At 35.7% G+C, this 13,612-nt stretch carries 14 protein-coding genes and 1 riboswitch; of the genes, 8 read left to right on the forward strand and 6 right to left on the reverse strand.

Annotation, left to right across the window (positions count from 1 at the left end):
• Positions 1-6: 6 nt before the first annotated feature.
• The 3 genes from ACFQ13_RS01075 to ACFQ13_RS01085 are packed head-to-tail and all read right to left on the reverse strand — an operon-like array spanning position 7 to position 1,616.
• Positions 7-615 carry a DUF4252 domain-containing protein gene (locus tag ACFQ13_RS01075; protein WP_386113244.1) on the reverse strand — a complete coding sequence of 203 codons (609 nt, stop codon included), beginning with the start codon at positions 613-615 and terminating at the stop codon, positions 7-9.
• 13 nt (positions 616-628) lie between these two features.
• A complete protein-coding gene (locus ACFQ13_RS01080) occupies positions 629-1,120 on the reverse strand; it encodes a hypothetical protein (RefSeq protein ID WP_386113245.1) in 492 nt (163 codons plus the stop codon).
• Entirely contained in the window at positions 1,107-1,616 is a 510-nt protein-coding gene (locus ACFQ13_RS01085) for an RNA polymerase sigma factor (RefSeq protein WP_386113246.1), read from the reverse strand. Before ACFQ13_RS01085 ends, ACFQ13_RS01080 begins: the two co-directional genes overlap by 14 nt.
• A gap of 188 nt (positions 1,617-1,804) precedes the next feature.
• Here ACFQ13_RS01085 and ACFQ13_RS01090 point away from each other — a divergent pair, with 188 nt between their 5' ends.
• Positions 1,805-3,226: a S41 family peptidase gene (locus tag ACFQ13_RS01090; protein WP_386113247.1), complete on the forward strand. Its 1,422-nt coding sequence runs from the start codon at positions 1,805-1,807 to the stop codon at positions 3,224-3,226.
• A gap of 113 nt (positions 3,227-3,339) precedes the next feature.
• On the opposite strand, the gene ACFQ13_RS01095 is transcribed toward ACFQ13_RS01090, so the two are convergent.
• Together ACFQ13_RS01095 and ACFQ13_RS01100 are read right to left on the reverse strand one after the other, a co-directional pair.
• Entirely contained in the window at positions 3,340-4,386 is a 1,047-nt protein-coding gene (locus tag ACFQ13_RS01095) for a YncE family protein (protein ID WP_386113248.1), read from the reverse strand.
• Between the two features lie 10 nt (positions 4,387-4,396).
• Entirely contained in the window at positions 4,397-6,247 is a 1,851-nt protein-coding gene (locus ACFQ13_RS01100; protein WP_386113249.1) for a TonB-dependent receptor plug domain-containing protein, read from the reverse strand.
• A 32-nt stretch (positions 6,248-6,279) separates the two neighbouring features.
• Positions 6,280-6,511: riboswitch (cobalamin riboswitch) on the reverse strand.
• A gap of 200 nt (positions 6,512-6,711) precedes the next feature.
• Between ACFQ13_RS01100 and ACFQ13_RS01105 the strand changes: the two genes are divergently transcribed.
• From ACFQ13_RS01105 to ACFQ13_RS01135, 7 genes are all read left to right on the forward strand, one after another.
• Complete coding sequence (locus tag ACFQ13_RS01105) at positions 6,712-7,863, forward strand: ABC transporter substrate-binding protein (RefSeq protein WP_386113250.1); 1,152 nt, start codon at positions 6,712-6,714, stop codon at positions 7,861-7,863.
• A 49-nt stretch (positions 7,864-7,912) separates the two neighbouring features.
• Positions 7,913-8,935, forward strand: coding sequence for a FecCD family ABC transporter permease (locus ACFQ13_RS01110; RefSeq protein WP_386113251.1), 1,023 nt, complete (start codon positions 7,913-7,915; stop codon positions 8,933-8,935).
• Position 8,936: 1 nt separating this feature from the next.
• A complete protein-coding gene (locus ACFQ13_RS01115; RefSeq protein WP_386113252.1) occupies positions 8,937-9,731 on the forward strand; it encodes an ABC transporter ATP-binding protein in 795 nt (264 codons plus the stop codon).
• Positions 9,732-9,817: 86 nt separating this feature from the next.
• Positions 9,818-11,206, forward strand: a complete 1,389-nt coding sequence (gene rmuC, locus ACFQ13_RS01120; protein ID WP_386113253.1) for a DNA recombination protein RmuC — start codon at positions 9,818-9,820, stop codon at positions 11,204-11,206.
• Between the two features lie 140 nt (positions 11,207-11,346).
• Positions 11,347-11,964, forward strand: a complete 618-nt coding sequence (locus ACFQ13_RS01125; RefSeq protein WP_386113254.1) for a SatD family protein — start codon at positions 11,347-11,349, stop codon at positions 11,962-11,964.
• Complete coding sequence (locus tag ACFQ13_RS01130) at positions 11,955-12,671, forward strand: DUF3307 domain-containing protein (RefSeq protein ID WP_386113255.1); 717 nt, start codon at positions 11,955-11,957, stop codon at positions 12,669-12,671. The genes ACFQ13_RS01125 and ACFQ13_RS01130 overlap by 10 nt, the downstream gene beginning before the upstream one ends.
• On the forward strand, positions 12,664-13,200 hold the full coding sequence (locus ACFQ13_RS01135) for an acyl-CoA thioesterase (protein WP_114309919.1): 537 nt from the start codon (positions 12,664-12,666) through the stop codon (positions 13,198-13,200). Before ACFQ13_RS01130 ends, ACFQ13_RS01135 begins: the two co-directional genes overlap by 8 nt.
• A 58-nt stretch (positions 13,201-13,258) precedes the next feature.
• Here the strand turns inward: ACFQ13_RS01135 and ACFQ13_RS01140 are convergent, their stop codons facing one another.
• Complete coding sequence (locus tag ACFQ13_RS01140) at positions 13,259-13,567, reverse strand: T9SS type A sorting domain-containing protein (RefSeq protein ID WP_386113256.1); 309 nt, start codon at positions 13,565-13,567, stop codon at positions 13,259-13,261.
• Positions 13,568-13,612 lie beyond the last annotated feature (45 nt).

Here is a 13,612-nt window from a genome sequence, read left to right on the forward strand (position 1 = left end):
TATTTATTATTTATTACCAACTTTCTTTAATTGCTCCCCACCAGGAATGTCCATTTTACCGGTAATCTTAGAGATTTCTCTTAAATCAATATCCCCAGTTAAAGACAATACTACGGTTTCAAAAACACGCTTCTCTCCATTTATCTCAATATCAGAACCTTCGGTTAATCCTTTTAAACCTGTCATATACATCAACAATTCTTTTACATGGTTTTCGTCATTACCTTCTTTTACGTAAAACTTTACGGTTTGGTCACCGTCTTTAAAACGCATTAATTCTTCAAGTTTAGTAGAATTTAAATAAGACTCTACCGTAGCTTTCATATCGGCTGACACTTTATCATTTCCGGTAGTAAACACTTTAAGACCCGTTATTTTCTTAACCATCTCTAAAGTCTTTTGTTCTTCCGGATCATCTAAATCAATATCAATACTGGCTAACATTCTAAACATCTTCTGATTGATTACAAAAGAAGTCACTTCTTCATTGTCTTCAAATTTATCGAATATACCCTGAGCAAACGTCAATACGGGAGTCAATAAAAAGGCGGTGATGATTACTAATTTTTTACTCATACTAATTCTATGATTTAAATATTGGTGAAAATTTTTCATGATTTCTAATGTTTTAATGGGACTTGTTTTTTAAAATTTTGTTTGTAATGGTACTAAACGTTCCTAGCTTACTGGCTTGTTGCACACCTTCTTCAATGTTCTCGCCTACCAAAGCTAGATTTGTTAATTGTGATTTTCCTTCGTGCATGCCTATAGAAATTAAACTAAAAGCCTCCATGGTTTGGTTATAGACCAATTGTGCTTCTTGTTTTTCTTTTTCTGTAGGTCCCATAAAATTTGGTACCACTAAACCAAGTATAAGAACGGCAACGGCTGCGACAGAAATCCATGGATACAATGAAGTTTTCTTAGATTTTAATGGAACGTCTTTGGTGTACTGTTCTTTTTTAGATTCTGAAAAGTATTGAAACATGGGCTTATAAGCCTCAAATTGTGGTGCAACATCATCGTTATTGAAGTAGGCTTTTAACTGCGCTTCTTCTTGTAGAGAGGTTTCTGCATTGAGATACTTTTCTATTAATTTCTCTATATTATTTAATACCATATTGATGTGTATTAGTTAATTTTTCTCTAATTGTTTTTCGTGCTCTAGACAAATTCACCCGAACTGCTGTTTCATTCATATCTAACATCTCAGCGATTTCAGCAAAATCATAGGCTTCAATATCTCTTAACTGCACAATAATTTTTTGTTGTTCTGGCAGGGCTTCCATAATTTTAGACACCCAATCTACGCTATCCTTAGCTTCAACTTGCTTTTGTAAAGACGTATGGTCATCGGTATAATTACTATGAACAATTTTTAAATTAGACGCTTGCTTGGATTTTAAGCGGTCTAAACAAAAATTCTTTGTCATCGTCATGCTAAAGGCTTCCACATTTTTATACTCACCAATCTTTTTACTATTGTTCCATAATTTCAACAATATTTCTTGCGTGGCGTCTTCTGCTTCTTCACGAGATACAAGTAATCGTTTCGCTAAACGAAATACTTTATCCTTAAAAGGCATTACTAAGCTTACAAAATCTGCTTGCTTCATGTTGTGGTTAGATTGGTTGGTCTCATCATTTTCACATGATACAAAGTCCTATTTAAGGCCTTCTATCTTTACGACGACCCAGTTCAGCATTTGTTACAAAGTTTTTTTTATTTATAATAATGTCAGTAAATTTAGAGTTTTACTTCTAAGCTTGTAAAAGCGCTCCAAAAAAAAGAAAAATTGAAAATATGAAAAAGCTAAAAATTTTATTACTCACTTGCCTTATTGGTTTTAGTGCCAGCAGTTGTTTTGATGACATGGACGACAACATCGTTTCTAGTGGAGAAATTAAGGACTTTATATGGAAAAGCATGAATTATGTTTATTTATATAAGTCTGAAATTCCAGATTTAGCCGATGACCGCTTTACGTCCTCCGCAGAATATGCCGATTATTTAGACAGTTATAGCTCGCCTGAAGACTTATTTGCTTCCTTAAAATACCTACCTACAGAAGTGGATAGATTTAGCGGAATTTACAGCAATTACTATGACCTTCAAAATTTGTTATCGGGGACCACACTGAGCAACGGTATGGAATACAATCTGTATTACGTCCCTGGTAGTCAAACCGAAGTCTTCGGGGTGATCACTTTAGTTTTGGCCAATAGCCCAGCAGAAAGTTTAGGATTGCAACGTGGGCAAATTTTTAGAGCGGTTAATGGTGAAAATCTAAACTTAAACAATTATACAACGCTATTAAGTGCTAACTCATATACGCTAAATTTTGCAGATTATGATGATAATGGTACTACCGAAACTACAGATGATGATACCCTAAGTTTATCTAACGTCAATGTCAGTTTAACAAAAGTGAGCTATACTGAAAACCCTGTTCATAAAACTGAAATTTTATCTGTTGGAGGTTCTACCGTTGGCTACCTTATGTACAATGGTTTTACCAGTGATTTTGATAACCAGCTGAATGCTGCTTTTGGCGAGTTTAATGCGGCGGGAATTAGTGATCTTGTTATCGATTTGCGCTATAATGGCGGTGGATCTGTGCAAACAGCTGCTTATTTAGGAAGTATGGTAACTGGGCAGTTTACAGGGCAAGTGTACTCTAAACTGTTTTATAATGAAAATTTAGCCAATAATGATACAGACTACCTCTTTACTAATACGATTAATGGCGGCGGAAGTATTAATAGTCTTAACCTTTCTCGTGTTTATGTGCTCACTTCAGAACGACGAACGGCCTCTGCTAGTGAACTTCTTATAAACAGCTTAAAACCCTATATAGAAGTGGTGGTTATTGGTGAAAACACCGTAGGAAAAACACAAGCTTCGAGAACGGTTTACGATTCGCCAACAGTATTTTCAGATACCCAAGCCAATCCTAGTCATACTTATGCCTTACAGCCTTTAATTGCTAATTCTACTAATGTTGATGAAGAACTGGTGCCTTCAACCGGAATGGTCCCTGATATTTTAATTTCTGAATCGGCAACGAACTTAGGGATATTAGGAGATGTTAACGAGCCACTTTTAGCCGAAGCTTTAGCCCATATTTCTGGTTCTGGAAGATCGGTATATCAACCTGAAGCTGCAGCTCTAAAAACCGTAAAACTGCCAATTTCTGCTTTAGAACAAGATATGCATATAGATTAAATAACCACAGAAACTAAAAAAAGCCGCTTTTACACCAAGTAAAAGCGGCTTTTTTATATAACACCTCAATTGCGACACAGTACATAGTCAACAATCTGAAGTGGCTTCTTTTTTTAGTTAAAATATATTTTTGAAGCCCCTACACCAACACTAAACGTATTTGTTTCTGTTCCTGTAGCTATATCGTAAATCAATAATGTACTGTTCTCTGTAAAGCTAGCATCAGTTACAAATAACTGGTCATCATCAACAGATAAACCATAAGCATAACTTGCATTAATATCAAATAAAGATGTGGTTGGTAAGCTAGTCGCATTATCCGTTAACCCATAAACTCCATTGTTTAAAATATAATAAGCAACTCCATCCTCATAAGACATTAAGCCTGGGTGGTCTCCTAGAGGAAACTCTAAAGTAGAGATTACAGAATTGTCACTTAAATCGATTTTAACTATTGCTGCCGTAGTTTCTCCAATGGCATTCCAAGAGTTACCACCTTGACATAATACAACTAAGTCACCCTCTTCATTAATTGCCATTTCATCTGGTACATCTTTAACCGTAATTGTTTCCACTGAATTATCTGCTGTATTAATTACAGAAACAATATTATTGGTACTATAGCCTCCACTGTGAGACACATAAAGTTTATCCGATTCCTCTAAAATTTGTTCAGGACCTTCTGCAACAGCAATTGTTGAAACTACTGTATTAGAGTTTAAATCAATAACTGCAATATAGTCATCGGTAGCATCAATTGGATCTCCCCAATCAGAAACATAAGCCTTATCATCTTCAAAAGCAATGTATCTTGGTAATGTTAATCCGGTAGAAATGGTCGCTAATTTTTCAAATGTATAACGGTTAACCACTGTAATTGTACCATCTTGTACTACGATATAGGCTTTTTCATCTTCAAAACCTAAAGACTGCAAGTATACGCCTGTTGTTTCATTATTAACATTGTAAAAAATTTGATTTTCTGATGTGGTTAAATCTTCAGAAATAAATGAGATCGATGATGGCCCACCTTCTGCACTTACAATAATTCCATCTTCATAAGCTCCTAATGGCTCAGATGGAGATATAGTATCGTCATCGTCGGTACATGAAACGATAAATAATGACATCGTAAAAATTGATAAAATAACTTTTTTCATTGTAATGGTTTTAAAATTTATATTGAACTTGAAAATTAAAATTACGATCTGGCATAGGTCTAAATGCCACGTTCTCGTAAGCGGTATTAAATAGATTGTTCACTTTTAAGCTTAGATCTATTTGTTGTGATTTTTTATTAAAGAGCGGGTAACTTATCCCTAAATTACTTAAAGTATACGCCTCTACACTGTAGAAGACACCCGATAGATTTTCTGTTGTGGTATACACTTCACCGGTATACAACCGCTGAAAATAGGCTGTTAATTTTTGATAATTATAAGCTAGATTAAAATTCGCTTTATGGTAAGGCACATAAATTAACTGGCTTTTGGTTTCTAAATCTTCTGAAACCGTATACGCATAATTGGCATGTATAGAAAACTGATGAGCGTTGATATGATGCGTATAATCTAAGCTCAGCTCAGCGCCATAATTTTGGGTCTTAGCCACATTTTCTGGACTCCAAAATCCGGAAGCACTCGGTTGCCACTGAATGAGATCACTGGTTTTAATATAATAAGCATTCAGACTTAATTTGGCACTTTTATAGCTAAGCTCTTGACCAAAATCTACCTGATAGGAACGCTCTGGTACTAAGTCTAGATTACCACCGGGCTGCCAATACAGATCATTAAAAGTAGGCACGCGATAATTTTTAGAGCCATTTAATTTTAGTTTATAGTACTCCGATACGGCGTAAGCCACATCAAAAGAAAATAACAACGGACTTTTAAAACCTGAAGTGAAATCTTGTCTTAGATTTATTCCATACTCCCATTGGTCAGTTGGTTGGTATTGAAGCAGTGCCGTAGTGGAAAACTCTTTGCGGTTAGGATCGCCAAAGCTACTGCCCTGACCTTCATAATAATTATAAGAGAGTATAGGTTTAAAATTCAATTCCTCCGAAAGCTTGATATCTGAAGTATAATTTATAAGGTAAGTATTTACTTTTCCGAAGGAATAATTGGAGGTATTTTTATTCCCGTAATATTTAAAATGCTCTTGCAAATGCGCCACTTTCAGTTTAGAAAATGTCTTATCGCCTTGATGCGACCATTCTAACATCGTTCTAAAATTCTTATCGTCATATTTCGCTAAAGAGCTTGAACTTACAGTGCCTGAAAATTCACGTTCTCCTATAAAACTTTGATGATAAAGTTTTAGCACATTTCTTGGCGATAGCACATAACCAATATTTGCATTAAGACTTCCGTTGTTAAACGCCCCATTTTCATTACGCTGATCGGTATTTAGATATTTATAATCATTATCTGAATCCACATAGTTAAGCCCAATATTAAAACTTAATTTATCATTAGCATAGGAGGACAAATAGCTGATATTTTTGGTATTGTAACTTCCGTAAGACAGGCTTAAGGAATTATCAAAATGAGACTCAAAACTCAACGTATTGTTAAGATGAATACTACCGCCAATGGCACCACTTCCATATTGCACAGAGCCACCACCCGATCTAATTTCAACACTCTTAAAATTTGTGATATTTATGGTATTAAAATCGGTCTGACCTGTGAGCTGGGAGTTAATGGCAATGCCATTCCATATCACCGCCGTTTGCGAAGCATTCGTTCCTCTAAAGGAAGGTGAAGACACCATACCATATCCATTTTCTTTAAAATATAGTGTTGAATTAAAACGTAAAACATCGGTAAACGAGCCTTTGTTTTGCTTCAGTAAAGAGTCATTGAGTACAGCGACTTTAAACCCATGGGCATAGCGTTTAAGCTTTACATCACTCAACACCACTTCATCTAAACGTTGAATAGAATCCGTAGGCTTTTGGGCCCTAACCATAGGAGCCAAACAGAGTAATAAAACTAAGAGTATTATACGTACCATACTGCAATCACTTTTATCCCGAAAGTTTGATTTCTTATTAATGAAAATAGGCAGGTCTCCTGACTTGTTTTATCGTATTTAACCTTCCCAGCATATAGCCAGTGGTGTTGAAGAAAATACAATTGCTCTTAAAAGAGCTGCCCTATTAAATACGGCAAAAACTTACAGTTGCGGGAACAGTTCTGGACTTGAAATTAAATTTCTCACCAGATTCCCTTTTAATCCAATCGGTTAACAATTAGAACCTAATTCTGCCGCAAAAATAGCCTTTTAATCATCGTTCAATGCTGATTTTTGTCACTTTTTTTTAGCGTTGTATAAGCCTAAGCGATGAAAAGAATTAAAAAATAGGCAGCAATTATTCATGAAATGATATATAGTGTTAAATTTGAAACGTCCCTCTAGACTTTAGAGAGCTTAGAACACCACAGATAGTATTCAATCCTTAGTGACCACAGTGCCCTATGAAAATCATAAAATTCTTCTTGCTTTTACTTGTCTTTAGCGCTTGTAAAAATGAATCCGGAAATCAAAGCCTTCCCCCGCTTAAGGCTTCAGAAGTAAACGAAGTCAATTTAAGCTACGCCAAAGGTTTTAAAATTAAAAAATCTGAAGATCTTACACTTTTAGAGATCACTCAACCTTGGCCAAAAGCTGAAAAAACATACAAATATTTATTGCTTAACAAAGCGCAAGCCACCAAAACCACCTATAACAAAGCTGATTATGATGGGGTTATTATTACGCCTGTCTCAAAGTTAGTCGTAACATCAACCACGCATATTCCGGCCTTAGAACTTTTAAATATGGAAGAGCGCTTAGTTGGTTTTCCTGGTACAGACTACATTTCCTCTGAACGTACACGACGTTTAATTGACAATAAAAAGGTGAGAGAGCTCGGTAAAAATGAAGGGATTAATACGGAAGTCCTTTTAGAACTGAATCCTGAAGTGGTTATTGGTTTTGGTGTTGATGGAGTGAATAAAACCTTCGAAACTATAAAAAAAGCTCATATTCCGGTGATTTATAATGGCGACTGGGTAGAGTCTTCTGCGTTAGCCAAAGCGGAGTGGATTAAATTTTTCGGGTTGCTTTTTAATAAAGAGAAAGAAGCCGATTCTATCTTTACCGCTATTGAGCGCGATTATCTAGCCGCAAAAGCACTAGCCACCCAAGCCCAACAGCAACCCACGGTTTTAAGTGGTGCCATGCATAAAGACGTTTGGTATTTACCGAATGGGTCTAGTCCTGAAGCACAATTTTTAAAGGATGCTAATGTGAATTACCTCTGGAGCGAGACCACAGGAAATGGTAGCTTAGCCCTTAGTTTTGAAGTGGTGTTAGATAAAGCTAAGGACGCCGATTTATGGTTAAGTCCTTCGTATTACAGCAGCTTAGAACAATTGGAAGAAGCCAATGCTTTATATACCAACTTTAAGGCCTTTAAAACAAAAAACATCTATAGCTTTACAAATACCACTGGAGCTACTGGCGGCGTTTTGTATTACGAGATGGGGACTGCAAGGCCCGATTTAGTCTTAAAAGATATCATTAAAATTTGTCACCCTCATTTATTAGAAGACTACACGCCATATTTTTTTAAAAAATTAAATTAAAACCGATTAGAACCTTAGGAGTTTTAGAATTCGTAAGCGCAACGCCTTAATGAAAATTAATTACACATATCAATTTATAAGTTTAACCGCTCTACTCCTGTTATGCTTTGTTTTTAACTTGAGTTTAGGCTCTATCAGCATTCCTTTTACAGAAGTGTTTAAAAGCCTTTTTGCTTCCACCGAAAATAAAACTTGGGAAGTCATTATTATGGAATTTAGACTTCCAAAGGCACTTACGGCAATTATGGTGGGGTCTGGCTTAGGCGTTACAGGGCTTTTAATGCAAACACTGTTTAGAAACCCACTTGCAGGTCCGTTTGTATTGGGGATAAGTTCTGGTGCCAGTTTAGGTGTCGCTTTAGTGATCTTAGGGTCTGGACTTTTCGGAGGCTTATTTGCCACCGCGTTAATCACCAAATGGAGTATTGTTATTGCAGCTAGTTTAGGGAGTTTTTTGGTGTTACTCGCCGTACTTGCCGTTTCTAATAAAGTAAGAGATACGATGGCAATTTTAATTATTGGGTTAATGTTTGGTAGCATCACTGCCGCCGTTGTTAGCGTATTGTCTTATTTTAGTTCAGCAGAACAATTACAGCAATATATATTTTGGGGTTTTGGGAGTTTAAGTAACTTATCGTGGTACGAGATTTTAATTTTCTTCTTAATTTATGCCTTAGGTTTAGTACTCAGCATGTTTTCCATCAAAGGATTAAACGGCTTATTATTAGGCGATAATTATGCAAAAAGTTTAGGCTTAAATTTAAAGCAAAGCCGATTGATCATCATTTTAGCTACAAGTTTAATTGCAGGAACCATCACCGCGTTCTCAGGTCCTATTGCCTTTATTGGATTAGCGATACCGCATTTAACACGTCAGATTTTTAAAACCACCGATCATAAAATATTATTACCCGCCGTGTTTTTGTTTGGCGCCATCGTCATGTTAATTTGCGATAGTATCGCCCAAGTTCCTGGCAGTGATTATACCTTACCCATTAATGCTATTACCGCTTTGGTGGGAGCACCGGTTGTGATTTGGTTATTAGTGAAACAACGTAAAATGATGTTTTAATATGATAAAAGAAACATCACATAGCATCCTTAAAGTCGAGGAACTTTCTATAGGGTATAAATCCAAGAAGGGCGACACGCTTATTGCTTCTGATATTAATTTTGAATTACAAAAAGGGCAACTCATTGGCTTGGTTGGTGCTAATGGTATTGGAAAATCCACTTTATTACGCACTCTAATTAAAGTGCAACCCGAATTGTCTGGTCGGTTATTTCTAAACCAGAAAGACCTTAAATCGACTTCAATATTAGAACTTGCTAAACAATTGAGTATTGTTTTAACCGAGCCCCTAAGCTCTAAAAATCTGTCTGTGTTTGAACTGGTTTCCTTAGGACGCCATCCTTATACCAATTGGATCGGACGCCTTACAGAAGCTGATACAGCCATAATAAATAAGGCTTTAACCCTTGTTAATATTACAGCACTGAAAGAAAAAAAATGTTATGAACTTAGTGATGGTCAACTCCAAAAAGTAATGATTGCAAGAGCTTTGGCCCAAGATACCGATTTGATTGTTTTAGATGAACCGACTTCGCATCTCGATATGTATCATAAGGCCTACATCTTAAAATTGCTTCAAAAATTAACCAAGGAAACCGGAAAAACCATCTTATTTTCTTCACACGAAATTGATTTGGCCATTCAACTATGCGACACCATGATTGTAATGACCAAAGATCAAGTGGTTTGTAACCAGCCTTGTCAATTAATTTCAGAAGGTATTTTTAACGCCCTTTTCCCAAAAGATTTAATTGTTTTTGATGAAAAAACGGGAAGCTTTAGAGTCACCAAATAGGCCTTACCCTTTTAGACAATTTGGCTTTTTATTCTTCGTCCTATTTAACTTTAAAATTTATCTTTGATACATAAGCATTTTCAATTATGAACGACACCATCATTCTTTTTATAGCAAGCCTTGTTTCAGCAGGACTTGGCGGTTTTATAGGTTTAAAATTTGCACAACTAAAAAGTAAAAGTGATAAAAGCACGCTAGAAGAGCGCAATACAAACCTTCAGCAACAATTAAATGAGCTTAAAAAATCGTCTGAATTAGACCTTGAGAAACAAGTTCAATACTTTAATCAGCAAGTCACACAAGTTAAAGAAAGCCTTTCTAAAGCGGAATCTGAACGTGAAGAAATCCGAAGAGAAAAAGACTTTTTAAATGCTGAACTTTCAAGACGAAATACCGAATTTGAAAACTTACAGCAACGCCACAAACAACGTGATGAAGAATTTATAGCCCAGCAAGTACAACTGCGTAAAGATTTTGAACTGATGGCTTCTAAAATTCTAGAAGAAAAGTCTGAGAAATTCACCATTCAGAATCGCGATAACATTAAGAACATCTTAAATCCGCTTGAAGAGAAAATTAAAACCTTTGAGAAAAAAGTAGAGGATACACAAAAGGAAAGCATCAGTATGCATTCCGCATTAAAAGAACAGCTTTTAGGCTTGAAAGACCTTAACCAACAAATGACCAAAGAGGCTACAAACCTTACTCGCGCTTTAAAAGGCGATAGTAAAACACAAGGTAATTGGGGCGAATTGGTCTTAGAACGCGTTTTAGAAAAATCTGGTTTAGAGAAAGACCGTGAGTATTTTATTCAGCAAAACTTTCAACGCGAAGATGGTTCGCGGGTTTTACCTGATGTGGTGTTATACCTCCCGGATTCTAAAAAAATGATCATTGACTCTAAGGTATCTTTAACGGCCTACGAGCAATTTGTTAATGCAGAAGATGAGGAACGGGCACTGTTCTTAAAAGCCCATGTTAACTCTATAAAAAAACACGTCGATCAACTTTCAGCTAAGAATTACCAAGATCTTTACGATATACAATCGCCCGATTTTGTATTGATGTTTATTCCTATAGAGCCTGCTTTTGCCGTGGCTATAAATGAAGACAACAACCTCTATAATAAAGCTTTTGAGCAAAATATTGTTATTGTAACGCCTTCTACCCTTTTGGCTACCCTACGAACTATTGATTCTATGTGGAACAATGAAAAACAACAGCAAAATGCTTTAGAAATCGCCAAACAAGCCGGTGCCTTATACGATAAGTTTGAAGGCTTAGTGACGGACTTAACCGGAGTTGGTAAAAAAATTGACGCCGCTAAAAGCGACTATTCTGCAGCTATGAATAAACTTGTTGAAGGTAAAGGCAATTTAATTTCTCGCGTGGAAAAGATTAAAAAAATGGGCGCTAAAGCTAAAAAATCCCTTCCTGAGAATATTATAAAACGTGCGGAAGACGAGCAGTTTTAATCCTTTTTTTAGGGCTTCTTCTCCGGCTAATTTATTATATGCCATTTTAAAAGCATAATTAATTTTATTCCTTTAAAATGGCATACTTTTGTTTATTCCATAAATAAGGCATATATTTGAAATACTAATTTTTAGGTCTTATGACGAGTATTATTACAGGAGATATTATAAAATCGCGGCAAGCAACAAATGAAGACCTATGGCTTCAGCCCTTAAAGGCCGCCTTGTCAAAACTCGCTACAGATCCCAATTTGTACGCTATTTACCGTGGTGACAGTTTTCAAATAGAATGCAGCACCATTGGTGATAGTTTTAGGCATGCCGTGTATATTAAGGCTTGTTTAAAAACGATTAAAAATTTAGATGTCCGCATGGCTATTGGTGTAGGCCATAAAGCTTATCAGGGCAATTCGGTGAGTGAATCTAACGGAGAGGCATTTATTTATTCTGGAGAGACTTTTGAAACCTTAAAAAAAGAAAAACAGAATCTTAAGATAAAAACAAAAGACGAGGACTTAAATAAGGAAATTAATCTTTATTTTAGGCTAGCGCTTATTGCTATGGATCATTGGACGGTTAATTCTGCTGAAATTGTAAAGTTAAGTTTAGAACAGCCAAATATGATTCAGGTAGAATTAGCTAAAATCATTGGCATTAGCCAAGATGCTGTAAGTAAACGTCAAAAGCGAGCATATTTAGACGAGATTATAGCCTTAGACCAACTATATAGACAAAAAATTAGTCCGCTATGCTCTTAGTGATCTTAAAATTAACGTTAGCCCACCTTATTGGTGATTTCTTTTTACAGCCCAAATCATGGGTAAAATCTAAAGAAAAGAAAAAACTAAAATCAATATGGTTGTACGTTCATGTGGCTATACATGCAGCCTTAATGTTTCTTATCGTCTGGAATGTAACATACAGCTTACTCATTATAAGTATCGCCGTAGCACACCTTGTAATTGATGGTGCTAAACTGCTTTTACAAACCAAAAAAACAAAGCGCTTATACTTTTTTATAGATCAACTCTTACACGGAATGGCTATTATAGGCCTCCCTTTTTGTTTTGGTTATGCCGCGCTGCCACATATTATGCCTATGCCTACAGACTTCTTTTTATTAGTCCTCTGTGGCACCTTTTTAACCCTGCCGACCTCCATTATAATGAAAACTATATTTTCTAAATGGAACATCTCTAAAATCACCAAAGGCAAGGCTTCTTTAAAAGATGCGGGCACTTACATAGGTGTTTTAGAACGCTTGCTTGTCTTTACCTTTATTGCAACAGATCATTGGGAAGCTGTGGGCTTTTTAATCACAGCAAAGTCGGTCTTTAGATTTGGAGATTTGACCGCTTCTGGAGAACGCAAGCTTACCGAATACATTTTAATTGGAACCCTTATAAGTTTTGGTCTTGCCATACTTGTAAGCCTTATATACTTAAATTTAAAAGCTCATGTTTAAATCTACAAAAGAATCAAAAATAGAAATATCCGAACTTATGCTACCCTCCAACACTAATTTTGGTGGTAAAATTCACGGAGGCTATATCTTAAGTTTAATGGATCAGATTGCATTTGCCTGCGCCTCTAAACACTCACGAAGTTATTGTGTAACAGCATCTGTAGATAAAGTCAATTTTTTAAGACCTATTGAAGTGGGCGAATTAGTCACCATGAAGGCTTCGATTAATTACGTTGGAAAATCTTCTATGGTAGTGGGAATCCGTGTTGAAGCTGAAAACATTAGAACAGGTCATACTAAACACTGTAACTCGTCTTATTTTACCATGGTAGCCATTAACGAAGAAGGAAAAACGGAATCAGTTCCAGGGCTCATCATCAGCACAAAAATTGAAGCTAAACGTTTCTTAAGAGCTATAAAAAGACGCCAGGATGATGTTAAAAAAGATGAATATCTCAATGAAATTTATAAAAACGTAGATCAGTATCTCGATATTCTGAAAGACTATAAAGTTCAAGTTGATATCTAATTAAAAAAAAAAAGCCATTTCAAATGAAATGGCTTTTTTTATATCCGTTACTAAACGTTTATTGCTTTATAAATCTTTTCGTCTGTGTGGTCTTATCATCAGAGACTCTAACTAAATAGACTCCATTTTTCCAATTAGAGACATTTACTGTAGCCTTTAATTTGGTAATAACACCACTATAAACACGTTTTCCTAACACATTGAAAACTTCTAACTTTAAATCGCCCTCCGTATGTGGAAGCGAAATATTAAGACTCGTTTTCGCTGGATTTGGCGATATTGTAAACTCCTCAATAGGATTTGACGCTACCTGTGCAAACGAAAATGCTGATATAAAAAATAATAAAATAAGTAATTTTTGTTTCATAGAAGTAGGACATTTGTAAGCTAAGTTAATAATTATAAGCCAATA

This window comes from Winogradskyella rapida, from assembly GCF_042675845.1.
Lineage (GTDB): Bacteria > Bacteroidota > Bacteroidia > Flavobacteriales > Flavobacteriaceae > Winogradskyella > Winogradskyella rapida.

What these genes read in the sequence shown, in the direction of transcription:
- ACFQ13_RS01075 (WP_386113244.1), bottom strand. Translation starts at nt 615, where the DNA reads ATGAAAAATTTTCACCAATATTTAAATCATAGAATTAGTATGAGTAAA.
- ACFQ13_RS01080 (WP_386113245.1), bottom strand. Translation starts at nt 1,120, where the DNA reads ATGGTATTAAATAATATAGAGAAATTAATAGAAAAGTATCTCAATGCA.
- ACFQ13_RS01085 (WP_386113246.1), bottom strand. Translation starts at nt 1,616, where the DNA reads ATGAAGCAAGCAGATTTTGTAAGCTTAGTAATGCCTTTTAAGGATAAA.
- ACFQ13_RS01090 (WP_386113247.1), top strand. Translation starts at nt 1,805, where the DNA reads ATGAAAAAGCTAAAAATTTTATTACTCACTTGCCTTATTGGTTTTAGT.
- ACFQ13_RS01095 (WP_386113248.1), bottom strand. Translation starts at nt 4,386, where the DNA reads ATGAAAAAAGTTATTTTATCAATTTTTACGATGTCATTATTTATCGTT.
- ACFQ13_RS01100 (WP_386113249.1), bottom strand. Translation starts at nt 6,247, where the DNA reads ATGGTACGTATAATACTCTTAGTTTTATTACTCTGTTTGGCTCCTATG.
- ACFQ13_RS01105 (WP_386113250.1), top strand. Translation starts at nt 6,712, where the DNA reads ATGAAAATCATAAAATTCTTCTTGCTTTTACTTGTCTTTAGCGCTTGT.
- ACFQ13_RS01110 (WP_386113251.1), top strand. Translation starts at nt 7,913, where the DNA reads ATGAAAATTAATTACACATATCAATTTATAAGTTTAACCGCTCTACTC.
- ACFQ13_RS01115 (WP_386113252.1), top strand. Translation starts at nt 8,937, where the DNA reads ATGATAAAAGAAACATCACATAGCATCCTTAAAGTCGAGGAACTTTCT.
- rmuC (WP_386113253.1), top strand. Translation starts at nt 9,818, where the DNA reads ATGAACGACACCATCATTCTTTTTATAGCAAGCCTTGTTTCAGCAGGA.
- ACFQ13_RS01125 (WP_386113254.1), top strand. Translation starts at nt 11,347, where the DNA reads ATGACGAGTATTATTACAGGAGATATTATAAAATCGCGGCAAGCAACA.
- ACFQ13_RS01130 (WP_386113255.1), top strand. Translation starts at nt 11,955, where the DNA reads ATGCTCTTAGTGATCTTAAAATTAACGTTAGCCCACCTTATTGGTGAT.
- ACFQ13_RS01135 (WP_114309919.1), top strand. Translation starts at nt 12,664, where the DNA reads ATGTTTAAATCTACAAAAGAATCAAAAATAGAAATATCCGAACTTATG.
- ACFQ13_RS01140 (WP_386113256.1), bottom strand. Translation starts at nt 13,567, where the DNA reads ATGAAACAAAAATTACTTATTTTATTATTTTTTATATCAGCATTTTCG.